A 26,019-nucleotide genomic window follows, 5' to 3' on the forward strand; every position below is an offset into this window, starting at 1 on the left:
CATTAATATTCTTCGCCAAATCCTCTACCTTCCGATACTACATCTCCATTAGCATTTAATAAATTCTTTACCAACTTATAATGGCCTGCCCAGTAAAAAAACACCTTGAAAGGCACGATGCCTATCAAGGTGTTGTAATGATCAAGTCCTTACCTTGGAAGCTAAAATGGCTTCCCCTGCCTATTCATCCACCCGAATGTCTTTAACCTGCTGGGCTAAGTCCACCTGTGTATGATCCAGTTCCACCTTCACTGTACCCAGACGTCTCTTCTCCCGCCATTCTCTTAACTGTTCTTCTGTTTCCAGTCTCAGTTCAGCAATTTCGGTTGCCCGGTCAAAGATGTACTTGGAGGTATACAATAGCCTGTAGATTCCAAGTCCACCGGATACAATCGGCTCTGGTCGCTTCGTCCATTCCTCGATCATGAACTTTACATACAGCTGATTCTCCGTACCTTTGCGGGCAGGACGTTCCTTGATCTCGCCTCTTCTCAGCACTTTCCAATCCTTCACTTTTCCAACGTAATGAATCCCGGTTTCACCCGTGTCCGCAAATTTTCCTTTGGATTGATATACAGCTACGTATTCAATCTGCGTAAGGATTTTGTGATCTGAGATATTTTCTAGAGGGAGGTGGTAGTACTTGTACTTTAATGAACTCTCTAATTGAGCCACTTCTCTTAACGATCCAACGAGTACATTTTTGCCCGCAAGCTTGTTTTTATAGTACCCCTGCGTACCACGAGGTCTTGTAGACCTCTCATATGCTTTTTCCGGGCTATCCATAATAATCTCTTCCAAGAACTTATCCATCAGCTCCGTCGCATTCGGCAAGAAGGGAAAGGCCCCGACGTTTACCATTTCTATGCTCTTATAGAATTTATGCTCTTGGTAATTCTGCTCATCATGATATGGAAAAAGCACATAAGCACCAAACATACTACGCTCTAGCTCCTGCCCACCCTCACTGTAGACAATCGCATCCCGATAGCGGTGCATCGTATTAATATCCTCCTCCACCGGCCCGGGCTGCTTATACTTCTCATAATAATAGGAGCCTTCATAGGCAGGATCGATCCGGTACTTGGCATCAAAGATATACTTATACTCCATCGCGGAATCATTCTTCTTCAACGTAAGTACATTATCCGGTCTTTGGCCTAACGTCGCACTCCGGTCCCCACTTGGCAGCCTATTATAATAGAGCGTGAAGATTTCGCCATTCCTTGGGTTGCGGTACACCATCCTTGCGGACTGTGATTTGTCGAGTGTAAAAAACACGCCCGTCCGATTCACCTTAATCATGTCCTGCTTCAATAGCTCATACTTCTGACCAAGGAGCTCGTTCATCTTCAGGAAGCACCAATACTCATATAGCTGGGCTAAATCCTTCATCGACAAACGGAATAGATCACTTTGCACGCTCAGTCCCTTCATTAGCATTAGATAACTCCGATATACCTCGCGATATCCCGGCGCCATCTGTAGTACTAATGAGACCGATAGCTGCTTCATCTCACCGACCTTCAAGAAATCAAGCTGTAATAGACGCTGCAGCTGATTTTGAATCGATGTAATCTTCTTATCCAGTACGGGGTCCTGCAGTTTACCTGATCCGCTCAGCTTTCTCTTCATCTCCTGCAGCTTCTTCGATACCCGGATCAGCACCCATCTCACAAATCGATTCTCGATTGTATCGAACTCAACCTGACGCTTCGTCTCAAGTGCATGGGATGGATGCAGGCGCTGCCCCTGATGTGGGATAAATCCATGCGCTTCATGATGCGTCAACAGGTACGGACGTTTGGCGAGAAACGCGATATTTTCTTTCCCCGCCTTTTTAACCTTAGCTGCATCCACGATTTTTTGCTCTTTAACTAGGCTGTAATGAGGGCTCATGTGAATTCGTTCTACGGCTTGTCTTAGTTGATCAAACACATGCTGCAATATCGTAAAGAACTCCGTTAGACTCTGATTGCGTGTCTCCTTTAACCCTGTCAGATGATAGGTCTTTCTTAAAAAATCAAAGGATAAATTATATATCTGCCGATTAATGTCACTCAGAATCATTTGGTAATCCCTTTTGTAATCCATCTTGGAAGGATAGATCTCGATTTGCAGCTGGAATACAGGCTGCCCCTGCTGACGAAGCTCAAGCTCGGTTAACCCTACCTCGTTCTGAAAATTCAAAATACCAGAAAGAATTGATTGCCCGAGTGGCTTAACGGCTTGCCGTATATATAAGTTGTCATGGTAGAACGTTAGATCTGTTCCTTGTTTCTTCTCCACAACAAGCTCATATGACTGTGTTTCATAGAATAATGGATAGCTCTTCTCTCCCGTCTGCCATGGAACCAGCTGTCCCTGCTCAGGCGAAAAAACAAATAGGTTCTCCACCACAAGTTCACTAGAAGAGATACTCACCTGTAGCGTGTTCGAATCCATCCAAGCTCCAGCATTATCCCGATGAAGCTGTAAGGATTCTACCGTCGGATGATAGGGCTTGCCCTGAATATAGAGGTTAAAAAGATTCGTCTCAATCCGGATCAGCTCTACACTCTGATTAAGAAAGCCAATAGGAGGTGAACCCATCTTCCTCTAACCTCCGTATCATGAAGGCAAGCTTCCGTGCAGACTGTGGATACTTCACTTCCTCGGCCTGCTGCTTACTGCCATATTTTATATATAAATCAGAAGCGTCATCCAAGAGATCCCTAACAGAAATGGACTTGCCAATGGCTTCCTGCATTAAGAGGAGCAATACCTTTTTGACGGATAAGCTACTTCCTTGAATGCGAGGCAGGATCTTCTGGAGTAGCTGTCCATCAAACGCATTGTCCTCTGGTAATAGCTCAAAGCGCTGGTTATATGCCATGTAAAAGCAGATGGAGTCCCGAATCCGGAAGCCGACATGTGAATGAATCTCCTCTAAAATGTTGTTGATCTTCACCAGTTTATCTGTCGTCGAACCCACAAGCTCTGGATAGGCGCTATACATATCGGTTAGCTGCAAATATTCGCTCCGCAAGAAAGCATTATTTGTACTTGAAGATTCAAAGTCGTCTATCTCTACTCCATCAGATGGAAATTGCTCTAGATTAATATAGTTGAATTCAATCGTGTTCGCGCGATCCAGCACCTTTTTGCTAAAAGGATGTGTTGTCTCGTCCATGTTGACCGTTCCAATTACATACACATTATCCGGCAGAGTCAGGCCACCATATAGAGACTGGTCTTCATCTCTTAATGACTCCGGTCCAATGAGTGCAGAAGTAACGATTCGACTTCCCTGCCATTCTTGGGTTTCCATTACACTCAGCAGATCACTGAAATAATATTCCACGCGCGCTAGGTTCATCTCATCCAGACAGATAAAATACGGCTTGTTCTTATTCTCTGGTTTAGATGCCTCTACTAACACTTCCGTTAAACGCCCAGGTCTAAACACACCCGAAAGATCCTTATACCCTAACAGATCCGATGGATCACTCCAGTCTGGTCTTACCGGGATTAAAGTGAACTGTCCGTTCGCCATTGTTGCTCCCAAAGCTTCTGCAAAGAGCTTCACCAGCTTCGTCTTCCCTGTTCCTGATACCCCGGCTAGAATGACGAAAGGCTTGGTCTTGAGGGACAAATAGAAGTTCTCCATGAGGCTATCTGGGTAAAGAAAACCTTTATGGTGAATATATTGCTTCACTTGTTCTAGTTGCTCTCCGACATTGATGCTCACTGGAGTTATTTCCTCCTCTGGAGTAGTTTCATCTGCTCTATCTTGTAACACGATATCTACATATTGCTTGTAGTTAGACACGAGGCTCTCAAGGTCTTGTAGGAGTACTTCATCCTCCGGCAGCGAGTCTCTGTTGTATTTGATATAAGCAACCGTAGAGACTTGGTAATCTCGGCCCAGGCCGCTTTTTTCCATGAGATAAATATCCTCGTCCTTATGTAGTCCGTCTAGTGGGATAAGGCTACGGATTTCTTGAGTTTTTTGCTTGAGGTACTCGTATCCTCTGAGCTTGCCTTGCTTTAAGGGTTCAGTAACACCTTGTATGAATGTAAGGTACACTGACTGCATATCCTCGGAGAACAGGTATACGATATATTCACCCTGCTGGGTTGTCTGCGTGATTCGCTTGTCCATGAGTGCAATCCAAGGGATCGTGGCCCAGTTCCCCTGCCCAACGGAACCTTGAACCTTGTATTGCTCATTTAAAGATAATAGGTCCTTCAACTGGCTCGGTATAGAGTTTCTAACTAAGGTACCTAGCGGGTGCTGAGCAAAAGGCTCTGTTTTTGCTTGAAGATACGTATTCATGATCTGAGATAAAGCATCGTGTAAGGAAAAAGAAGACTGCGTAGTTCTATTCAGTTCTAGTTTCCTATTGTAATTGTCCAGTTCTTGCATGGCGTATTCTTTAAGCTCCTTAAGTGTTTCTTCGTTGAACCATTCTGGATTTGAGAAGGTAATCGTTTGATTAGCTGGGTCGAATGTGAGAACGGAAGATAGGGCGTCGATTGGTGTTTTTAGTAGGGATTTTGTTTGGTTTAAGGAGAATTCATTCCATCCCGAAGCACGTTGTTCTGGTGGCGAATCTACTATATTTCCTAGCTCGCTTGCGTCTCGATAGTATTTCAGGAACTTCTGGGCTAATTGATCTATTGGAGCTTGGATGGATTGGAACTCTTCATAGAAATCAATGATGGATAGGATAAGGACCATTTTGTATGATTTTTGTTTGGAACGGAATATAGTTGAAAGTGATTCTGGTAGCATGGTAACCTCCGTGAAAAAGACTAGGTAATTATAGTATAAAGAAATAAAAGCAGTTTCCAAATTGAAACTAAAGGAAACTGCTCGTTTTAATATTCGATCATACGAAACTTTTTTATTCCTCACCAGCTAGAAGCCATGCTCTTTTCAAAGGAATTTCTGCCTTTATATCTGCATCCAATGAGTCGTATGTTTCTAACAACTCATTAATGATCGCCTTTTGATCCCACAATCTCACATTAAAAAACTGTGCTGCAATTTCTTTATCAACAGAGCTTTTGAATCCGCCCCAAGATACTAGTAATCCATGACTTGCTTTATGGTTATGCATTGTTCCAATCAATTGATCTAAGGTTGGTCTGTCTACTGGAGTATCAGATGTCTTCACTTGCACACAAATTTTTGGAGTTCCAAAACCTAAACTTCCTGGAGCAGCCAAAATATCCACACCTTTGTCCGGTCCTTCTGGACTTATATAGGTGGTGAAACCTTTTGCCCTAAGAATGGCATCAATAATTCTAACCATACCGTGGCCCTTAAATTTACGAATAATATATTTAGCAATGGCATCATTTGCATATTCTTCGAGATCAAACATATTCTCGGTATCTTCTTGCGGATCTTGGCTAGGAATATTGATTTGAACTTTTGAACTGCTGGTCATCCAGTTATTCTTATGCATTGCTTTAATTCTTTCTTCTGCATCGTTTCTTGATATCCGGCAGACTGTCATAAAGGCTCCGAGTGAATATAGCAGATCTTGGTCAAAATTAGTTCTTGGGATATCTGTGGCAAACCAATTCACTTTTCGGCTGTGATAATAAGGGTTGCTATGATCCGGGTGGAACTCATAGTCTCCCATAATCTCACCGATATGGATCGCAGATTTGAGTTTACTAGGTAAAATAACCCAGTCCCCTTTTTTCATCTCGCTTACAATCTGCATTATTTGACTTGCCCAATTCCTAGCTCGGGCTAGCTTCTCTGCTTCATAATCATTCATTAGATATTCAACTAGATCAGATCTTTCTTCAAAACTTCTTAAATCGATATTTAGTTCGTCCCAAGTCAAATAGATCCTTTGATCGCTAAGAAACTTGGATTCATACTCCCCAGACCGACCTGCACGAAATAACCACAACGCCATGTTCATATCCCCCTAGGAATTGCTTGTTAGCTTCTTATTGATAGCATTCATTATAAAAAATTATTTATATAGATGAAGGGAGTTTCTTTGCCCCTATTACATGCTGCTCACGCAGTAGTGAATCTGTAATGTTCAACTCTTTCAGCTTCTCTACTATTTCTAAAATCTCAGTCTCAGAAAGGATTGGACTCTTTCCTTCCATTTTTAATCTATTAATCTTCCTCTGAATAAACTCCGAAAGCTCAACGTCATATATAATCAGCTCATTCGACTGGATCTTCCTCAGCTCCGGATCGACATTAAATCTGCAACGCATTGTAAATGAAATTATCGAAACGTAGGGAACCTTAACATCTGGGACATGTGCTTGTATCGCTTTAATATGCCCATAGTTCTGTCTCAGTGGATTATAGAGCTTAAACCGGTTGCTGACGCTCCATTCCCTGTCTTCCTTCTTCCCCTTGATCTCTCCGTTATAATTCTTCGTTTCTATTACGAAAAGAGCATACGGAGACACGACAACATGATCAATCTGAGAGTATCCAGAGCGCGACTTGGGATTCACAAGCATTAGGTCACTGATATACCTGCATTCTTGCGGAAGCTGATCCAGCTGAATATTGATCTTGTGCTCCCCAAGCTCACCAATACGCGTGGGGGCTACTTTCGGCTTTGCTTTTACTGATGTGCTCTTCTTTTCCTTCTTAACTTCGTTCTTTACTGTCTTCTTAACTTCTTGCTTCTTCTCACTCTTAAACCAGCTTAATATCTGCTTGAGAATTTTCTTCTCCTCCTCAGCTCGTGTACAACCGACTCCACTTCTCAAGCCGTTCCCTCATCACGTCCCGGTAACTCACCGGCTCCAGGATCTCGGCATCTGGACCGTACTGGCTCAGCCAGTTTAGAAACTCTCGATCGTGATTCAGCGTTACCTCGAACAAGAGACTTCCATCATTCATATCTTTCATCTTCGGACTGATAAAGAGTTCTTCTTCCTTTATGTATCTTGCTACATCGGCCGAGAACTTTACTTTGAAATGAATCTGCTGCTCTCCGCGCTCGATGGACCATGTGTTCTTCATATAACTCTTTAGATTGAAATCCCTGCGGTCGAAGTGTGTCTCTGTCATCTCCATGGAGCGAAAACGGCTTAACCGAAATGTACGGATCTCCTCCGCCTGATGACAATATCCAATGAGATAAAATCGCTGATCCCGTGGGACCAGATAATACGGAGCGATCTCTCGTTCCGTCAGCTCGTTTCGGCTCTGGGTATGGTATTGCACCTTAATCCTTTTTTCCTCCAAAATCGCCTGAATGACCTGCAGCAAATAATTCGGAGAATTCTCTCTATACGCAGGTGACCCCATCTGGATGATATCCGTGACATTCTGGAGCAGCTCTGCATCTTTTCGTTTCTTCCGATAATGAGAGGACATCACTTTGTCGTAAGCACTGTCGAATCCCGGCGGCAGGTTGGTCTGATCCACGAACGAAGGAAGCATCCTGAATACAAGTTCCTCCTCATCGGTCCAATTAAATGGAAACATTGCGAAATTGCCCGTAAAAGCATATCCCTTGCCATACCCGATATTCGTAATAGGGACCAGTGTATCCAGTGCCCGCAAATCACGGTATATCGTTCGTTCATTCGACTCGCATTTCTCAGCCAGCTCTGGTGCCGTAATACCCGGCCTGGCCTGAATCGCATGTATAATCTTAAACCAGCGAAATAACTTGTCAGACATAGAACTATACTCCCAGTCATAATAGATTTATCCAAACCACGTAATTCAAAAGATTCATTTATAGTTCATACTTCAGAACTATACTCACTATTATATAGAACAATATGGGGATATGTCATATATTTTTGCAATTAAATGAAAAAAAAGGATGAATTTTTGGTGTAGATCCTAATTTTCTTCCATTCATCCCTTCGTTATTATGAAAAAGATTACCCTCTAGGAGGTTGAACTTGTCGACATTCTTCTCTGGCTGGTCGGCTTGATCTCTTGTCAGCGTCCATTTTGTTCCTGGTTATGTCTTTTTCTTTCATTCAGCATCATGATCAGATAGCTAAGGACAATGACTGCCATAAGAATATCTATGAACAGTTTATAGTACTCCAAGCTGAAATCCAGGATCAGAAACAGGGAATTCAGGCCCGTATACCCGACTAATAGAAAAGAAAAAGCCATATTTAATGGATTTACGATAATCTGATTCCATCTCTCACTTCGTCCTCTCCCTTCCTTGAAAAATAATAAGATATTAATCAGTAAACACACGATAATCGTTATATTGGCTGAAATAAATGGTACCTCTTGCATAATCATCTCTCTCCTCTTCAATCCGTTAATTTCTGCCCATTATGGCATGACCATGTGGCATAGTTCTGTCAGCAAACAAGTGTTCTTTTTATAAAAATAAAAAAAACAGAGCTTGAGGCTCCGCTTCATTCTATAACTGTTTTTCAACTCTGTTTGATATTGAACCGTCTTGCACGAACGTATATTCTCTGACAGAATACGGACATTTCCTTCTGCTATACTCGTGCACATCATAGAAGGAGGCGTAGTGCAGCATGGTAAATTACATCGTATTGGATCTCGAGTTCATGTGCCTAAGGGGACGAAGCGGAGGGGATATTATTGAAATCGGTGCAATCAAGATGACAACAAACGAAGCCAACCAAGGTATAATCATGACGGACCTCTTTCATTCGTACGTTAAGCCTGAGCGCAACCCAAAGGTCAACGCTATGACCACGACACTGACCGGAATAACACAGGAGGATGTTGACGGAGCGCCTGGATTTAAAGATATATTGTCTGCCTTCACGAATTGGATAGGAGATGAGCCATATTATTTCATTGCATGGGGGCCTGATGATAAGTATCAGCTGGTAAGACACTGTCGTGAACGTGACCTTTCCTTGTCCTGGCTCATGAACTATAACGACTTGCAGCTGCAGTTTACGATGCTGCACGGGGAGAACTCAGGTAACCGTTTTGGACTAAAGCGAGCGCTCGAGCATTTGAACCTAGTCTTCATGGGACGTCCTCACCAAGCATTGGATGATGCCCTTAACACGGGAAGAATCTTTGCTCATGTCTATCCTAAGCTGACGCTTACAAACAATAATGCAGCGGAGGAACCTTTATATACGAGTGAACTTGTCTATTCATCTGGCAGCGGAGAAGAGAAGAATATGCCTTTCAGTGATCTCGCAAACATGTTGGGAATGGTCCTGTAGGATCATTCCTATTATTTATTTTAGATAATAGTGATTGAATTAATTGGCTCTCGCCTAATTCCGAATTTAACGATTTTACTTCATCCACAAAAGATTTTGTTTGGTTTATAATCTCATCTCTAAAGTCAGCAAAAGGGATTTCTATGTCCCTCCATCGAGGATATTCGAATCTTTTCTCATCTATAAAAAGGATATACTCGCTGTTATGCAGTGTATCCATCGCAGCACTGATTTGAACCTGGTTATCTTTCATTCTGAATTCTAACCAGCTGTCTAATGTACCTGCCTCTCTAAAGGCAGCATAGCCAAATTCATATAGCCCCTCTAAAGCAGTTAAATAAAGTTCGAACCAAGCAGTCAGCATCTCATGTCCCGTTTCACCATCTCTTAGTTCTCTATCATGATAAAATCCTTCTATTTCATTACCAATTCGGATCGAAAAAAATCCAAATATATCCGCATATTCATCGTCAAACTCTTTGCGACTAACCTTCTTAAGTTCATCCATATCATCAACTATTCTATAATAGATTTTAAACATATAATTTACTCTCCTTTCTCCGATATCTCAATGCATCTTGAGCCGCAGCTTTTTTAATCAGATAGATTCCTGACCCTTAAGAAAAATGCAAGAAAAAAGCCCTGATTTCTCAGGGCACATGGTATAATATGGGTTGTACGATACGCCTAGGTGGGCGGGTCTTCCTCCGGAAAGGAGGTGAGGCTCATGCACTTCTCTTTTGCCGATATGTTACTGTTCGCTGGCTTTATCATAGCGCTACTGACATACATCGATTCAAAAAAGAAGTGACCCCTTAGGTTTGGCAACCGGGTCACTTCTTCGCGATATAACACACATGGAGGAGTGCCCACCAAGCTATTGTGCTGAGGACGGACCGCCATCCGTCCTTATTTCTATTGTTATGATAACATAATTGGATTATACAGGCAATTTCTTTAGGGTTACATCCTACCGATTGAAGACCACAAAATGCACTGATCCATCAGATCATATGGTCTAATATGGGTTGTACAGTACGCCTAGGTGGGTGAGTCTTCCTCCAGAGAGGAGGTGAGGCTCATGCACTTCTCCTTTTCAGATATAATTATCTTCGCTGGCTTTATCATAGCGTTGCTAACATATATCGAACAAAAGAGAAAGTGACCCTCTAGGTTCGCGCCTGGGTCACTTCTTCGATACTTAGTAACACACTCGGAGGAGTTCCCACCAAGCTATTGTGCTGAGGACGGTTTAGCGGACCGTCCTTATTTCTATTGTTATGATAACATAACTGGATTATACAGGCAATTTCTTAATGCCATCGGATCTCCATGGCTACACCATCAAATCCCGCTTACGGAAGGCCGTATAGGTGATGACCAACAGGACTCCAATGAGTAGCACGGACAGAAGGACATAGATGAGATCGAATCCTCCCCCGTACATCATCTCCTTCGCCTCAAAATACTTGAACGGCGTGAAATACTTCAGACTTTCAAGTCTCTCATTCAGATCAATAGCAATCGATAAGATGAACGCAGCGAGCAAAATGCCCGAAGAGATAGAAGCCGCCTGCTTTACATGCTTGGATACGGAGGCGAGCGCCGTTCCGACGAGGAGGAAGATGATCTGTAGAATAAGCATCCCGATCATCAGAACGGCAATATCATCATTTACCTGCTCTCCGTTATTGTACAAGCTGACAATCATAACGCTCGATGCCCAAGTGACCAGGTTAAGGATGAGGATCTGCAGCAGAGCAGCTGTTATTTTGGCGGTGATGACCGCGTCTCTGGTCAAGGGCTTGGTGAATAGGAATTCTGCCGTTCTGTCCTGCTCTTCTTTGGCAATCATGCTGGCCCCGAGCGTTACGGCATGAATGGTGACGGCGAAGAACAAGTACAACATGAGCACTCCATAATACCCGCTGGCCTTCGACAGATCAAAGGCTCCCGCCCCCATCAAAGCCTGAAGGGATTCGGGCATATCCGCAATCACCTGGTTCAGCTCCCCTCCGGCAGCCGTCGCTTCGTATTTGTTCATCCCGCTCACCAATAGAAGCACAATGCCGATACACCAGAACAGCAGGGACTTCCGATAGCTCTTCATTTCTCTCCGAAATATGTTCATGAACTTCCCCTCCCGTAACGCTAGGCAGAAATATCTCTTCTTATATAAATGTAATAACAGACAGCGGTACATATCACCATGATCCCTGCTGCGGCCGTCATGTAGGGTACTTCATAGCTTGCCGTCTCCAGGACCTTTTTTGTGTCAAAATACTTGAACGGAGACAAATACCGCTTCATTCCTCCCTCGTCTCCAGCCACAAGCATCCCGAGTATATAAAAAACAAGCACGGTCGTCAGCGATACAGGAAGAATGGCTTTGATTCTCGGCAGCAGTACGGAAACGAGGAGACCGATCCCAACAAACATCAGCTGGACGAACAGAAGGGTCATCGAGAGCATAAAGTACAATTTGACATCATACGCACCCGTTTGAAGCTGTTCCGCCATAAGCCAGGCCCCCGCAAGATACAGCGCATTGGTCAGCAGAATAGATGCGACCGCAGCCAGCAGCTTGGAGGTAAGTACCTTGGTTCGCGTCACAGGCTTGGTTAGGAGAAAATCGGCGGTTCTCTCCCGGGTTTCCCGGGATACGACCGACATGCCAAGCAGCATGGCCTGGATGGCTCCGCACAGCGTAATGTACATCAATATATAAGTGTAGAACCCGAGAAACGTGCCCATACTTTCAATCTGAATACCGAACGCCTGCCTGAACGGTTCCGGATATCCCTCAAGAATGCGCGCAAAGGCATCAAACTCTCTGGTGATGGATGGAAATAAGGACAGCAGAAATACCATGATACCAATGATGGACAAGGACCAGATCAGCAGTGATTTTCGGTAAGATTTCAGTTCAAAAAGAAACATGTTCACCCCGAATCAAGCCTCCCTGTCATAGTAATGCATGAAGATTTCTTCGAGATTCGGCTCCTCGATCCATAGATTATCCATCTCAATATGGGCCAGCCTCTGCAGAATCTGATTCAAATTCCCCTTGAACAAAAACCGGGTAATGCTCCCCTCCGCCGTAATATGACTAACACCGTCTATATCCAGCTGCTGCGGGTCTAGAGGAACGGCCGTTTCAATCGCAAACTTTTTATAATTGGACTCCTTCAGTGCGCTGATCTTCTCCACGGTGACGATTCGTCCTTCTTTAATAATCGCAACCCTGTTACACAGCCGCTGAACTTCGCTCAAGATATGGGAGGAAAATAAGATCGCTGCCCCCCGTTCATTCTCCTCCTTCAGCAATTCAAAGAACGTATGCTGCATCAGCGGATCGAGTCCGCTCGTCGGCTCATCGAGAATAAGCAGCTGGGGACTATGGAGAAGCCCTTGCACGATGCCCACCTTCTTCTTGTTGCCCAGTGACAGGCTCTCAATCTTCTTGCTCAAGTCCAGGTCCATCCGCTCCGAGAGCTCCTTCATGCGTTTCGTACAATCCTTCTTGTAGAAGCTGGCCGAATATTTGAGCAGATCCACAACCCTCATATGATCGTAATAAAAGACCTCCGCAGGCAGATATCCGATCTCCTTCTTAATCTCCGCGCTGTGACGAATGCAGTCCTTGCCGAAGATGGAGGCCGTGCCGCTCGTGGGATAGATGAGAGCAAGCAGTGTCCGGATCGTTGTTGATTTGCCTGCCCCGTTTGGCCCGATAAAGCCAAAGATTTCACCTTCCTCAATCGAGAAGCTCACATCAATAATCCCTCTAGCCTTGCCGTACTGCTTGGTCAGATGCTCAATCTCCACGGCATTCATGCGCCATCCCCTCCGCTCTATTCCTGCAACTTGGTTTCTGATCAAATCATACGGGATTGCCGCAGCAGGGTAAAATCAGACAGTCAGCAAATTTGCATTGATTTTCGCCATTAGAGTAGATTTACACCTGAATTATACAGAAGGTACTGATGAATGAAAGCTATGCTTCATCTTGCTCTACTTCTCACAGGGGAATGAGATTTATTTACCTCTATCCATCCGATTCTACTTCTCTTATTCATACCGAAGCTGAGTTGTCATCTGCTTCAGTACCGATGCCACCTTCTGGTTCCCTTGCTTCTCTGCGATCTGCAGAGCCGTCTCTCCATCGGCTGTAGGACGGCTCACCTCTGCACCTTGATCGAGCAGCAGCTGAAGGATCTCTGTGCGATCCGTATGATATGCAGCCGAATGCAGTGCCGTATGGCCATCGCTGTCCACTATGTTCGGATCTGCCCCATGAGACAGGAGAAGCTTAATGACGTTAAGACTTCGTTCACCGGCAATCGTCGCATGCAGAGCCGTGTTAGACGGGATGTAAGCAATTTTGGAATGGGTCACAGCGTTGACCTCTGCCCCATGATCTAGTAATGTCTGAACTATGTCTTCAAATCCCAGATGTCCTGCATAAGCCAGTGGGATTAATCCATCTTCATTCTCAGTATTCGCGAGCTGAGGCTGCTCTGTCAGCAGTTCGGATACACGTTCCTTATCTCCTGCGATCAAAGCTTCAAATAGTGCTGTTACTTGTAGTTTAGCATTCTCCATTTCTTATCCTCCTCAGGTATTATAATCCGTGCTTTTTGCTCCATTCTTTTTCCATGACTTTCCTCGCCATCTGCTATATGATGAATACAGAATTCACTCATAAAAACCCTTACATAAGGAGTGTCCTGACATGATGTACTTCGGGAGGAATCTCTTGCTGCCTCTACTTGTTCTAATCACGAGCATACTATATATCTTCTTTATTCCGGAAGAGCCATTTGAAATTAAATTGCTCTTCAAGCTGATTCCGATGGCACTTATTATATTGTACGCCTTCCTGCGCATGCGAACTGGCCGGCGTTCGGCGCACGCTCTGCTGCTGGCCGGCTTGTTCTTCTGTATGCTGGGTGACGGCCTGCTGCCGATATGGTTCGTATACGGCCTGCTTGCTTTTCTGATCGGTCATCTATTCTATCTGACTGCATTTCTGAATCAATGGCGCTTCTCTTGGATTCGGCTGTTGAGCATCATCCCCATCGGCATCTACGCCTGGATTATGGGCGGCAAGCTTGCACAACATATTGCAATGTCAGCCGATTTGAAAGGACTGGTCATTCCCGTTATTGCGTATGTCACCGTCATTTCACTTATGCTCTGGTCTGCAGTTATGACAGGGAATGTGTGGGCCAGTATCGGAAGCCTGCTCTTTGTCATTTCGGATTCGATCCTGGCATGGAACAGGTTTGTCGAAGCTATACCTTACGCGGGTGTCCTTATTATGACAACGTACTACGCTGCCCAGTTTCTAATTGCATGCAGCATCGGTGCTGCTGCACATAGAAGAAGCTCGCTTCTCAAGGTGAACATCAAATATTAATCGAGACACCTGATGCATAAAAAATACACCTCTCCATGACTTCCATGAAGAGGTGTATTTTTCTTAGGATAACTTCAATATTATTGAGCTGTAAAGCCGCCATCGATGGGAACAACGACCCCGTTAATATATTTGGCTTGTCCATTCAGCAGGAATGCAACCAGTTCAGCAATTTCCTCCGGTTGTCCAATTCTGCGCTGCGGAATTCCGGCCACGACGTTCTCAAATACTTCCGGATGATTCTCACGATACGACTTCACCATTGGTGTTTCCGTTGTACCCGGAGCGATTGCATTAATCTGGATCCCTTCGCGTGCATATTCTGCCGCAATAGTCTTGGTGATTCCCACAATACCATGCTTCGTTGCAGAATATGTACCCACGGTTTCTTGTCCAACCACACCGGCAGTCGAGGACGTATTCACAATAGAACCGCCGCCATTTTTCAGCATGACTTCCAGCACATATTTTACACCGTAGAGCGCGCCGAGCAGGTTAATGCCCACCACCTGGTTAATTTGTTCAATTGTATTTTCCGCAAAGCGTGTGCCTGGCCCGGAAATACCAGCGTTATTGAAGAACATGTCAATGGTGCCAAAGGCTTCGACTGTCTTGTCTACGTAATTCTTCACATCTTCGGCTTTACTGACATCTGCTTTGACGAAGATGGCTTTTACACCTTTTTCCTCCACTAGCTTCACGGTTTCGTTACCCGCTGCTTCAGAAATATCAATGACACTAATGTTGACTCCCTGCTCTGCCAGCTTTAGTGCCGCCGCACGGCCCAATCCACTGCCGCCGCCTGTAATAACTGCAACTTTGCTCATGTTGATGTCTCCTCCTCTGGATGTAACTATCTAAAATTCAGTAACCATATTTTATTCTACATCTATATGTAGATGCATTCAATATTTGATAAGATCTCCAGCATCTCATCCAGCACCCGCTCGATCTTTTTGGTATCTGATCTTTCAACCAACAAGTCCAGTGCTTCCTCCTCATACCTGATTGTTGTAAACCACATGGAAGCCGCGACTGCATAAATATCATTTGCCAATTCTTGCTCTTGGATACGAAGCTGTCTTGTCTCTGTATATCCATTTAAGAAGGCATGAAATAACCGTGGACGGTCATAATCGCTTAGTCCTTCTGCCAGATCCATTTCATTTGCGACGAGAAGACCTTCTACGATCAGGTCCCCAACAAGTGTTTCGTCACCCGCAATATTGTAGTCAAAAATACCGATCTCAATGATTTCTCCGATATTTCATAAGATTCAGTTGTCCTGCCTCACCTAACTCTCTGAACCGCTCGTATCCACTCACTTCGTTATATCCGACAACATTAAAAATAGAGTCCACCCTAATATGAGCACCTTCTTTTTCCGAAATAGCATGCATCCTTCCCATTAATTGCCCCGCTTTACCTGCGATCTCTATATCTATCGTTTTAATTTCTTCCCCTAGATATTCCTCGACCGTAACATCCAGCGATAGATCATTAATTACATAAGAAATACAGTAGTGCTCTCCAGCTATGTACCTCTTGGGTGTTAAAATGCCATTCCTTCTCATAAGCTCTGAAAAAATACTTTGCTGTTCTATTATTAACCTTGGATGCTCCTCCTGCTGTACTAACTTCATGACGACGGATTTGTGATCTAGAAAATCAACACGGAGGATAAACTTGGCACGAAAAGTCGGATGATCTCTGTATTGCTCGATATAATGATGTGTATCTACGATCCGTGCGCTAATTCGATATTCAGACAAGATTTCTTGGATATGCTGTAGAGTGATTTTCATATGTTAGCCCCCAATACTCGTTATACGGATTCCCCATTAAATCAATACAAAATGAATTATCATTAGAAATCGTGCTTTTCTAAATTTTTAACAAAACATGAGGCGGATGTATACATTAGGAAGAACAATATAAAAGGTGTGAACTATAATCATGATTTGCTGGGCAACGGGACCGATCGAGAATAGGATATCCCTAGTCACAAATGAAAGAAGTACACAACGGATCACGGTACAAATTGAGAATCAAAGCACCATAAGCAGCTCTATTATTGAAATTCAAGGATATTACCTAAATGCTACACGGACTCTTTATGTCAATGATATATTCAGTATTCAGCCAAACCAAGTGATAACAAGAGATTATTTTGCTAATTTGGACGGTTTGGAGTTTATTCTTCAAGTTAATGGACCTGATGAAAAGTTGGTACAAGTTTCTATGTGGGGCAAAAATTCTTTCGGTCAAATCGTAGCTGCCCATCGGCTTGTATCATCTGAATTACTTAGAAATACAAATGAATTCAATGGCGTGACTGGAGCTGCCGGGGCAACTGGTGCCACTGGAGTTACGGGCGTCACCGGAGCTACTGGGGTGACTGGTTCCACTGGTACTACCGGAGTTACTGGTGTTACTGGTGTTACTGGTGTTACTGGAATTACCGGAACTACTGGCGATACTGGAGTCACCGGAGCTACAGGTGAAATTAGAGTTACTGGTGCCACTGGAGCTACAGGTGTCACCGGAACTACTGGCATCACCGGAGCTACGGGTGACACTGGAACATCCGGAATCACTGGTGTTACTGGTGTTACTGGAATTACCGGAACTACTGGCGATACTGGAATTACCGGAGATACTGGAGTCACCGGTGAGACTGGAGCTACGGGCGACACTGGAGCTACGGGCGACACTGGAGCTACAGGTGAAACGGGAACTACTGGTGCCACTGGAATTACTGGTGCCACTGGAGATACTGGCGTTACTGGAGATACTGGCTTTACTGGCGATACTGGTGCTACCGGAGATACTGGCGCTACCGGAGTTACCGGATCTACTGGCATCACCGGAGCTACAGGTGAGATTGGAGCTACTGGAGTCACTGGTGCCACTGGAGATACGGGCGTCACCGGAGCTACTGGAGTCACCGGAGCTACTGGAGTCACTGGTGCCGCTGGAGATACGGGCGTCACCGGAGCTACAGGTGAGATTGGAGCTACTGGAGTCACTGGTGCCACTGGCGTTACTGGTGCTACCGGAGATACTGGAGCTACTGGCGATACTGGAGTCACCGGAGCTACTGGAGTTACCGGTGAGACTGGAGCTACGGGTGACACTGGAACGACCGGAGACACTGGAATTACTGGAACCACCGGAGTTACTGGAGTTACCGGAGCTACCGGAACTACCGGAACTACTGGCATCACTGGAGCTACAGGTGCCACTGGAACAACCGGAGCTACTGGAGCCACCGGAACTGGAGCTACTGGCATCACTGGAACAACTGGAGCTACTGGAGCTACTGGAGTCACCGGCGTTACCGGTACTACTGGCACAACCGGTACTTCTCAACCTGCGATCTCTTCTTTCTTTTTCAGTAACCAAACTGCTGCAATTCCAATCCCCCTAACAGGAGAAACTACAATTCAAACGCTGAACGTACCTGTAACTGCTGGTCAAGTTTTAAAGATCGATAACAGTACCCAGATAGCCATCGTCACTACTGCGAACTGGAATGTCTCCTATTTTGTCCGGTTGCGGAATAATGGTGTGCTGATTAATGAGATTAATTTGACGAGATCTGGCAATACCGCAGGAACTGTACGTTTCTTATCCGCGAATACCTTTGCAGATACAGCAGCTGCTACAGGAACGAATGTCTATACGGTAAATATAGCATTTGCTACTGCCACTAGCGTAACAAGTGCTTCCGCTGAAGTCAGGGGTATTAATATAATCCGATTTAGTTAATTACAGAATATAAGCAGTCATCATCGAAACCTTCATATACAAAAAATTACTAACTCAAACTCAAAAGAACCTGAATTAGGAACGTTCCTAATCCAGGTTCTTCTTACTAAATATTAAATCAGCTTCCGGCTGTACCACTTCTCGCCCCGGAACCTGAGCCAGAAGATAAGGCCCCGTACGCCCCATTCAACCACCATCGCGATCCACACGCCCATGATACCGTAGCCTAGCGTAATGCCAAGCACATAGCCAAGAGCGATGCGCAGCAGCCACATGGATAGAAGTGATGTCATGGATGTAAAATTGGAATCCCCTGCCGCACGAAGCGCAGAAGGTAGAATAAAGCTTGTAGACCACAGAAATGGCTGCGCAATAGCAATCAGCAGCGTCAGGCCGAATATAATCGGCACAATCTCCTCAGGCGGCGAGAACAGCTGCACCACAAACGGGAACAACGGCAGCAAGATGGCTGCAATGACAACGAAGAAGATGCTCGACAGCCAGAGCAAAGATCTAATAAATTTGCGGGCATCCTCAGTATTCTTGTTGCCGATACATTGCCCGACGATCGTGACGATCGCGATGCTCAGCGCGCTGCCGCCGATCTGGAACACAAGTGATATCGAGCCGGCAATGGCATTCGCTGTAATGGCGAACGTCCCGAGCTGAACAATAAAGGTCTGCGTTAGCAGCTTCCCACCATTGAAGAACATCTGCTCTGCGGCGAACGGAATGCCGACGGTCATAATTTTCTTAAGAATGGAAAAATTAAGCTTCAATAAGTTCTTGATACGGAACAGCAAGGACTGATTGATCTTCACGAGATAATACAGCGAGGCTGCTGCCCCGATCACTCTTGCCGTCAGCATGGATATAATGAGGCCCATTACACCCATATCCAGCACGGTGATGAACAGAATGTTCAGCCCGAGAAAGGTCAGGTTCATGATGAGCGATAGAATAAGACACGGTCTTGTCTCCGCCACACCTCGCAGCACGCCGGTAACTGCCTGAAATATGGCTATGAAAGGATAGGACAAGCAGCTTCCGATCAGGTACAGCCTCGCATTATCAAATACAGCGGCTTCTGCTCCGCCAAATAACAGATTTAAGATGGGCGTATGAAAAGCGATCACGAGCACACATAGGAATATGGAAAGAATAGCGACAGCGGATATAGCCTGTGATGCGGATTTGGCTGCCATCTGGGAATTGCCGCTGCCCTTGTACTGGGCAACAATGACGGTTCCTCCCGTCGCAACGGCGACAAATACGTTAATGAGGAAAATATTCAGGGAATCGACCATGCTCACCGCACTGACGGCAGCGACTCCAGAGGAGCTGATCATGGCCGTATTTAACAGACTCATCAAAATAATAAAAGCTTGATCCACAAATATCGGAATAATAATCGCGATCATTTGCTTATAATCAAGCGTGTTACCAGTAAAATATTTATTCAGCAAGCCTGCTGAGGTCGATTTGGGTCGTATATAGGGTTCGGGTGAATTCAAAGCTCATCATCTCTTTTTCAGTGTATTAGAATCAATTGCCACACTATTATAGCACCTTCACAGCTCTTGCATAGTGATAACGGTCCTTTTTCTCATTTAATCTTTCTGATTGAATCAATTAATGGAATGAAGGAAATATAAATTGATTCTTGTAAATCGGTTTCCACTCCTCTATACTAATACCATCATCTTAATAGTAAACAGGTGTTCATTAATGCAAACATTAAAAGAAGAGATCAAAGACCGCATTCTTGCCGCGGCCCTCTCTGAATTCGAGCAGTATGGCTATGCTCAATCCTCGATGCGGCGAATCGCCAGCTCGGCAGGTATTACCACTGGTAATATATATCGGTATTTTAAGAATAAAGACGACCTCTTTCATGCTGTGCTTGAACCGACCTACGTCCAGTTCATCAAGTATACGATGGATATTAAGAAAGCCATTGATGGTACAAATACAATTGATGCGTTTGAAACACTCAACTGTATTCAGCTCGTAGACGATACGATCGTCGAACTGCTGAAGGAGTCGAGCATTGAGATCAAAATCTTGCTGACCCTAAGCCAGGGTTCTGCCTATGAACAGGCCAAGCAGGATTTGATCGAGATTGTTGCACAGATCCTGGAGAAGGTCATGCTGATTGCAAAGGACATTCCGGCCCTGCATGACCCGAAGGATCCATTGTCTATTCAGATGTTTGCGACGACGCTGATCGAAGGCATATGCATCATTCTGCGTGATTATGAGGACGGCAGCACCATCAAATACCTGGTAGATGAACAACTGTACGTATTCGGGGAAGGATTCGCGAAAAAATTAAACCGGTGATGTCATCATTGGTTTTTTTTGCTCGTAAAATGAACATGTGTTTACTAATCTATCTATAGAAAAAAGGAGTCAGAGAGAATGCAAAGAATCGTCAAATGGCGGGTGCTCATTCTAGTTGTGTGGCTGGCACTGGCAGGTCTATTGACCGTATTTCAGCCCGATGTGAATGCCATTCTGCATGAGAGAGGACAGGATCCGCTGACAGAGGACAGTCCTTCCAAAGTCGCCAGCGAAATGCTGAAAAAGATTGACGGCGATAAGGGAACGAGCAATATTATTGTTTTTCATAACGAAAACAAATTATCAGACACCGAGCTTACAGACATTGAAACCGGCATTAACAACATCCGTGATAACATGTCTGGCCTTGGCATTACCGAGCTCCTGGATCCGTTTGGAACACCGGAAGCGAAGTCCTCGCTCATCTCGGAGAACGAAACCACACTTATGGTCAGCTTCAGCATTGATAAGGGCGACCGTGAGGTGAAGGACATCAAGCAGGAGCTTGAATCCGAGCTGTCCGGCGTGGATACGGATTTCTACTTAAGCGGTGAAGATTTCATTCAGAACGACTACCTGGAAGCAACGATGATCGGGGTAGAAAAAAGTGCAGCCCTGACCGTCGCATTTATTCTCATCGTCCTCATTGTGATGTTCCGGTCTGCACTGATTCCGTTCATCTCTCTGCTGACCGTCGGGATTACTTATCTCGTCTCGATGGGAATCGCGGCGCAGATTATCGACAAGCTCGATTTCCCGGTGACCAGTGTAACGCAGATGCTGCTTGTTCTTATCCTCTTTGGGATTGGAACGGACTACAACATTCTCTTGTTTAATCGTTTTAAAGAAGAACTGTCACATGGGGCAGGCGTCGATGAGGCGATATCGACAACGTATCGTACAGCAGGCAAGACGATTTTTTACAGTACGCTTACGGTGTTCATTGCCTTCGCGGCACTCAGCTTCTCCAACTTTGGTATTTACCAATCTGCCAATGTCGTAGCGATCGGTACCGTGATTTTGATCGCTCAAATTTATACATTAACACCGTTCTTCATGAAGACGCTAGGACCAAAGCTGTTCTGGCCTTCGAAGCAGGATACAGGTCATAAGGACAGCAAGTTCTGGGGCAAGCTGACGTCCATTTCCGTACGTTTTCCGGTCCTTACGACCGTTCTCATCATTCTCGTGATGATCCCTGTGCTGATGTTCAGCAAGCAGACCTTGTCGTTTGACCAGCTGAAAGAGCTTGGCAATGGCTATCCATCAACCAAAGGCTTCAGCCTTGTTGCTGACAATTTCAGCAAAGGTCAGGCGCTGCCAACCAATGTCGTCATTGAATCGGATGAGCCGATGGATAACAACGAAGCGCTCGCTGCGCTGGATCAGGTCACGAATACTTTGAAGAGTCTACCGGGTGTAGAACAGGTATCCAGCGTGACACAGCCTCAATTTGAACCGATCGAGGACTTCTATGTTTCGAGTCAAGCCGAAACCATTACGGGAGGGATTTCAGCCTCCAAAGACGGAGTAGACCAGATCAGGGATGGTCTGAATCAGATGGAAGAAGGCTTGTCTACGCCTGACTTCTCTCAGGTCGATGAGCTTGTATCCGGATCAAGCGAGATTGAGTCCGGCTACCGCCAGCTGACTGATGCAGTAGGACAGCTTGGAAGCGGGCTTGATGAAGGCGCCGCTGGTGCTGACGGTCTTGCCGCAGGTATTGCGGAGATCAAGAATGGACTCGGTGCCATCGTATCCAGTACTGGTGAGCTGTCGAGTGGACTGACGGAGATTCACAGCCAGTACGAAGCCCTTCGCAGCGGATATACTGCACTCTCGGAGCAGCTTCCAGGCATTCAAACCGGTATGGCAGGCATCAATACTTTAGTCTCGGCTCTTGGCGACAGTCACACGGAACTGCAGCAAGACGAGACATACAATCAGCTCAAAGCCCAAGGCGCTGCGCTCGAAGGCGGACTTGCTCAGATTACAGGCGGGTTAAATGAATTGAATGAGAATTACGGCAAGCTGAACAGCGGCTTCGATACCGCTGCAGGCGGCTTGTCTCAAGTGAACAGCGGCCAAGAGCAAATTCTGGCTGGCCTGAATGAATTGGAGCAAGGAGCGAAGCAGCTCTCTTCCGGTCTATCCGAAGGTGCTGACGGCTCATCTGTCATTACATCAAACATGGATCAGCTGAATGATGCGCTTGCTCAGGTCAATGCGGGACAACAAGAGCTCACCAGCGGATTATCCCAGCTGTCAAACGGTATGGGCAGCCTGAAGGACGGCCTTGGTCAGAGCGGCAATGGTCTTAGCGACATTTCCGAAGGTCTTGATCAGACAGGTGACTTCTTGTCGCAATACGAATCGGCGAAGACCTTCTTCATTCCGAAGGAAGCCTTGGAAGCAGAAGAATTCAAGACATCACTCGATACTTTCATGTCCGATGACCGCAAGGTCACGAAGATGATGGTTATTCTCAAGGAAGACCCTTATTCTATGGGAGCAATGGACACGATTGAGGACATTAACGAAACACTGGCTGCAAGTCTTAAGGGTACGGTGCTTGACGGGGCTGCTTATGGGGCTGCCGGACCAAGCTCCTTCACTTATGACACGAACAAGGCACAGCTTGAGTCCTTCAACAGTACAGCCATTCTCGTTATTCTCGGGGTATTTATCGTACTGCTGTTCGTCATTAGATCACTGCTGCCATCCATCTACATTATTTTGGCGCTGATTGCTTCCTATTACACGGCCATGGCTGCAACGAATTTTGTAACGTATCAGATCTTGGGGGCTGACGGGGTATCCTCTTTCGTTCCATTCTTCTCCTTCATCATCATCGTCGCCGTCGGCGTCGATTACAGCATCTTCTTCATGATGCGCTATAAGGAGTATGGAGATCTTAACCCGACTGCAGCACTTGTTCAGTCCGCGAAAAATATCGGCGGAGTCATCATCTCGGCGATGATTATTCTCGGCGGTACGTTCGCTACACTGATCCCATCCGGACTTGTTCTGCTGATTGAGCTGGCAACGGCCGTAATGGCCGGACTGATCGTGCTGTGCTTCATTCTTCTGCCTATGCTTGTACCGGCACTCATTGTGCTGCCACAGAAATGGGGTAAGAAAAATAAAGCTGCTGCTGATCAAGTATCCCATCAAACGTTTGATTCATAAGGATTGCTGAATCATACCAGTAGGATAATCGTAACCAAAAAACAACCCCGATTCTTCATGGATAAGAATCGGGGTTGTTTATGTCTATATGCTAGCCTTGCGCTGCAATCCTATCTGCCTGTTACACAAACAGACCGGCGATGATACTTGTAATAATGGATGCAAGTGTCGCAACAAGCAGTACCTTGAGGCCAAATTTGGCAACCACGGCTGCTTTTTCACCACTGATCGCTTGAATCGATCCACTAATAATTCCGATGGAGCTGAAATTCGCGAATGACACCAGGAAAGTAGATACGATCGCAACCGTCTTGGGACTAAGCTGCTCGATCAGCGGCTGAAACTCGAGCATGGCTACAAATTCATTCGTCGCCAGCTTCATTCCCATAATGGAGCCCGCCGTTACCATTTCACTTGCCGGAATTCCCATAATCCAAGCAACAGGACTAAAGATGTAGCCTAAAATCTGTGTAAATGAGATACCGAATATTCCGCTGAGTGCCCCGTCCAGCAAAGCAATTAGACCGACGTATGCAATCAGCATCGCACCTACAATGAGGGCAACTCTACCACCATCCAGTGCACCCGCCGAAATGGCCTCGAAGATCGATTTGGTCTGGGAGACTTCCCGTACATCAATCTTCTCATCCTCACTCGGCTTCGAAGGAGCGACCATCGTTGCTATGATCAGGGCAGACATCGCGTTCAAGATCATGGCTACAAGGACATATTGAGGCGGAATCATCGTCATATATGATCCCATGATGGATGCGGACACCGAACCCATGGCAGAGGCACATACAACAAACAGTTTGTTATCATTCATCTTCTGCAGATGATGCTTGATTGCAATCAGTGACTCGGATTGACCGAAGAAGATCGAGTTCACTGCATTAAAGGTAAGTACATTCGACAGTCCCGTAATCTTCGCAAGGGCCCCTCCGATATACTTGATTGCCAGCGGCAGCACCCGAATATGTGTCAGTATGGACAACAGCGTTGCCGTAAAGATAATGAGCAGCAGCACGTTGATAAAGAACACGCTTGCTTCTGGCGGAGCCCATCCCCCAACGACAAATTCAATTCCTTGATATCCGTAGGACAGCACCTTCGTTACAAAATTCGATACCGTCTCGACAATGCCCACACCAATGCTCGTCTTGAACATAAATAGGGCAAGCAATATTTGAAGAACGAACAGCACTCCAATGGCTTTGAAGTTGATATTCTTCTTATCGTTACTAAGCAGGAATCCAAGTCCCAGGGTCAGTACAAGCCCAAGAATTCCAATTACAATTGACATCACACACATAAACTCCCTTTTACTTATGATTAATGCGCATTTACGCAAAATTGCGCGCCTTGTCTACATTACACAGTTGCGTAACCTATTGCAAGTCAGCTTTTTCCTCTGGCGAAAGCCAGTCCTGTTTTGCGCATATACTCCGAACTTCTATTTATAAAAGCAATTTCTTAAACTTTACCCCTTTTTGCAACGTTTATTCATATAATGGAAAATAAGCGTTACTATTACTCCCAAGTCATAGTAAAGGAAAGGATACTGATGAAAATGAAGAGTAAACGGTTCAAACTGATCGCAGGCTTCACCCTATCCGCCCTGTTGACAGCCGCTGTACTATGGCGAATTCTGTCACTGCATTATGCCTCGTTCGATGAACTGGTACTGGATTACGTCAAAGAAACAGATACATATTATATGATTGATATTACCAAGCGAACCGAGGACTATGAGGATTGGGAACGTGTTGAGATTATAGATCCATCAGAGATTCAGGGGCTCATCTCTCATTTCTCCAAGATGAAATTGGAATCATCCCGTGACGGCGGCCTCCCATGGGAATACTATACTGTCCGGATCCAGCTGAAGACCGGAGCCCATTTTGATATGCACCTCTATAATGATCAATATATTCGCATCGAAAATTCACGCAGACCAAGGGATAAATATAACGGAGGCGAATTTAAAATTTCTAACGGATTTGATACCGCGATTCTGGAACAATATTTCAAGTAGCATGCAATGGAATTAAGGAGAACCCATTTAGATGTTTAAGAATGACGAGAGAACTGGTTACAATCTTCGATATATCAAC

Annotated in this window: 23 protein-coding genes; 7 read left to right on the forward strand and 16 right to left on the reverse strand. The window is 45.2% G+C overall.

What is annotated here, in order from left to right; genetic code table 11:
• Positions 1 to 180 precede the first annotated feature (180 nt).
• The 6 genes from BK126_RS09965 to BK126_RS09990 form a co-directional block, all read right to left on the reverse strand.
• Complete coding sequence (locus BK126_RS09965; RefSeq protein WP_076312370.1) at positions 181 to 2,592, reverse strand: DUF2357 domain-containing protein; 2,412 nt, start codon at positions 2,590 to 2,592, stop codon at positions 181 to 183.
• The gene (locus BK126_RS09970) at positions 2,564 to 4,777 is read right to left on the reverse strand and encodes an MrcB family domain-containing protein (protein WP_076312371.1); all 2,214 of its coding nucleotides are present in this window, start codon (positions 4,775 to 4,777) and stop codon (positions 2,564 to 2,566) included. Before BK126_RS09970 ends, BK126_RS09965 begins: the two co-directional genes overlap by 29 nt.
• A 112-nt stretch (positions 4,778 to 4,889) precedes the next feature.
• Positions 4,890 to 5,921, reverse strand: a complete 1,032-nt coding sequence (locus BK126_RS09975; protein WP_076312372.1) for a restriction endonuclease — start codon at positions 5,919 to 5,921, stop codon at positions 4,890 to 4,892.
• 64 nt (positions 5,922 to 5,985) lie between these two features.
• Complete coding sequence (locus tag BK126_RS09980) at positions 5,986 to 6,747, reverse strand: nuclease-related domain-containing protein (protein ID WP_256702766.1); 762 nt, start codon at positions 6,745 to 6,747, stop codon at positions 5,986 to 5,988.
• Positions 6,716 to 7,669: a helix-turn-helix transcriptional regulator gene (locus BK126_RS09985; RefSeq protein WP_076312373.1), complete on the reverse strand. Its 954-nt coding sequence runs from the start codon at positions 7,667 to 7,669 to the stop codon at positions 6,716 to 6,718. Before BK126_RS09985 ends, BK126_RS09980 begins: the two co-directional genes overlap by 32 nt.
• Positions 7,670 to 7,939: 270 nt before the next feature.
• Entirely contained in the window at positions 7,940 to 8,254 is a 315-nt protein-coding gene (locus BK126_RS09990) for a hypothetical protein (RefSeq protein WP_076312374.1), read from the reverse strand.
• 254 nt (positions 8,255 to 8,508) lie between these two features.
• Here BK126_RS09990 and BK126_RS09995 point away from each other — a divergent pair, with 254 nt between their 5' ends.
• Complete coding sequence (locus BK126_RS09995; RefSeq protein ID WP_076312375.1) at positions 8,509 to 9,180, forward strand: 3'-5' exonuclease; 672 nt, start codon at positions 8,509 to 8,511, stop codon at positions 9,178 to 9,180.
• Here BK126_RS09995 and BK126_RS10000 read toward each other — a convergent pair.
• On the reverse strand, positions 9,143 to 9,721 hold the full coding sequence (locus BK126_RS10000) for a hypothetical protein (RefSeq protein ID WP_076312376.1): 579 nt from the start codon (positions 9,719 to 9,721) through the stop codon (positions 9,143 to 9,145). The two genes, BK126_RS09995 and BK126_RS10000, sit on opposite strands and share 38 nt — an antisense overlap.
• 207 nt (positions 9,722 to 9,928) lie before the next feature.
• Here BK126_RS10000 and BK126_RS30230 point away from each other — a divergent pair, with 207 nt between their 5' ends.
• Positions 9,929 to 9,991 carry a putative holin-like toxin gene (locus tag BK126_RS30230; RefSeq protein WP_368665071.1) on the forward strand — a complete coding sequence of 21 codons (63 nt, stop codon included), beginning with the start codon at positions 9,929 to 9,931 and terminating at the stop codon, positions 9,989 to 9,991.
• Between the two features lie 525 nt (positions 9,992 to 10,516).
• Here the strand turns inward: BK126_RS30230 and BK126_RS10005 are convergent.
• From BK126_RS10005 to BK126_RS10020, 4 genes are all read right to left on the reverse strand, one after another.
• On the reverse strand, positions 10,517 to 11,311 hold the full coding sequence (locus BK126_RS10005) for an ABC transporter permease subunit (protein ID WP_076312377.1): 795 nt from the start codon (positions 11,309 to 11,311) through the stop codon (positions 10,517 to 10,519).
• Positions 11,312 to 11,331: 20 nt separating this feature from the next.
• Complete coding sequence (locus tag BK126_RS10010; RefSeq protein WP_256702796.1) at positions 11,332 to 12,120, reverse strand: ABC transporter permease subunit; 789 nt, start codon at positions 12,118 to 12,120, stop codon at positions 11,332 to 11,334.
• Positions 12,121 to 12,132: 12 nt separating this feature from the next.
• Positions 12,133 to 13,017 (reverse strand): ABC transporter ATP-binding protein, encoded by an 885-nt coding sequence (locus BK126_RS10015; RefSeq protein ID WP_076312379.1) that lies wholly within the window; start codon positions 13,015 to 13,017, stop codon positions 12,133 to 12,135.
• 234 nt (positions 13,018 to 13,251) lie between these two features.
• Positions 13,252 to 13,785: an ankyrin repeat domain-containing protein gene (locus BK126_RS10020; protein ID WP_076312380.1), complete on the reverse strand. Its 534-nt coding sequence runs from the start codon at positions 13,783 to 13,785 to the stop codon at positions 13,252 to 13,254.
• 130 nt (positions 13,786 to 13,915) lie between these two features.
• On the opposite strand from BK126_RS10020, the gene BK126_RS10025 reads away from it, so the two are divergent.
• Positions 13,916 to 14,602, forward strand: coding sequence for a lysoplasmalogenase (locus tag BK126_RS10025; protein ID WP_083655793.1), 687 nt, complete (start codon positions 13,916 to 13,918; stop codon positions 14,600 to 14,602).
• A gap of 80 nt (positions 14,603 to 14,682) precedes the next feature.
• On the opposite strand, the gene BK126_RS10030 is transcribed toward BK126_RS10025, so the two are convergent.
• The 3 genes from BK126_RS10030 to BK126_RS10040 all read right to left on the reverse strand — a co-directional run bounded on the left by BK126_RS10030 (position 14,683) and on the right by BK126_RS10040 (position 16,407).
• A complete protein-coding gene (locus BK126_RS10030; RefSeq protein WP_076312381.1) occupies positions 14,683 to 15,429 on the reverse strand; it encodes an SDR family NAD(P)-dependent oxidoreductase in 747 nt (248 codons plus the stop codon).
• Between the two features lie 62 nt (positions 15,430 to 15,491).
• Entirely contained in the window at positions 15,492 to 15,764 is a 273-nt protein-coding gene (locus BK126_RS10035; protein ID WP_076312382.1) for a protein kinase family protein, read from the reverse strand.
• Between the two features lie 85 nt (positions 15,765 to 15,849).
• Positions 15,850 to 16,407, reverse strand: a complete 558-nt coding sequence (locus BK126_RS10040) for a hypothetical protein (protein ID WP_076312383.1) — start codon at positions 16,405 to 16,407, stop codon at positions 15,850 to 15,852.
• A 151-nt stretch (positions 16,408 to 16,558) separates the two neighbouring features.
• Between BK126_RS10040 and BK126_RS10045 the strand changes: the two genes are divergently transcribed.
• On the forward strand, positions 16,559 to 18,373 hold the full coding sequence (locus BK126_RS10045; protein ID WP_076312384.1) for a collagen-like triple helix repeat-containing protein: 1,815 nt from the start codon (positions 16,559 to 16,561) through the stop codon (positions 18,371 to 18,373).
• 113 nt (positions 18,374 to 18,486) lie between these two features.
• On the opposite strand, the gene BK126_RS10050 is transcribed toward BK126_RS10045, so the two are convergent.
• On the reverse strand, positions 18,487 to 19,794 hold the full coding sequence (locus BK126_RS10050) for an MATE family efflux transporter (protein ID WP_083655844.1): 1,308 nt from the start codon (positions 19,792 to 19,794) through the stop codon (positions 18,487 to 18,489).
• 307 nt (positions 19,795 to 20,101) lie between these two features.
• Here BK126_RS10050 and BK126_RS10055 point away from each other — a divergent pair, with 307 nt between their 5' ends.
• Complete coding sequence (locus BK126_RS10055) at positions 20,102 to 20,716, forward strand: TetR/AcrR family transcriptional regulator (RefSeq protein WP_076312386.1); 615 nt, start codon at positions 20,102 to 20,104, stop codon at positions 20,714 to 20,716.
• 78 nt (positions 20,717 to 20,794) lie between these two features.
• Positions 20,795 to 23,905, forward strand: a complete 3,111-nt coding sequence (locus BK126_RS10060) for an MMPL family transporter (protein ID WP_076312387.1) — start codon at positions 20,795 to 20,797, stop codon at positions 23,903 to 23,905.
• A gap of 121 nt (positions 23,906 to 24,026) precedes the next feature.
• On the opposite strand, the gene BK126_RS10065 is transcribed toward BK126_RS10060, so the two are convergent.
• The gene (locus tag BK126_RS10065) at positions 24,027 to 25,208 is read right to left on the reverse strand and encodes a NupC/NupG family nucleoside CNT transporter (protein WP_076312388.1); all 1,182 of its coding nucleotides are present in this window, start codon (positions 25,206 to 25,208) and stop codon (positions 24,027 to 24,029) included.
• Positions 25,209 to 25,475: 267 nt separating this feature from the next.
• Between BK126_RS10065 and BK126_RS10070 the strand changes: the two genes are divergently transcribed.
• Positions 25,476 to 25,940 (forward strand): hypothetical protein, encoded by a 465-nt coding sequence (locus tag BK126_RS10070; RefSeq protein WP_143042144.1) that lies wholly within the window; start codon positions 25,476 to 25,478, stop codon positions 25,938 to 25,940.
• The last annotated feature ends 79 nt before the right edge of the window (positions 25,941 to 26,019 follow it).

The sequence above is a fragment of the Paenibacillus sp. FSL H7-0326 genome (genome assembly GCF_001955535.1).
Classification (GTDB): domain Bacteria; phylum Bacillota; class Bacilli; order Paenibacillales; family Paenibacillaceae; genus Paenibacillus; species Paenibacillus shunpengii.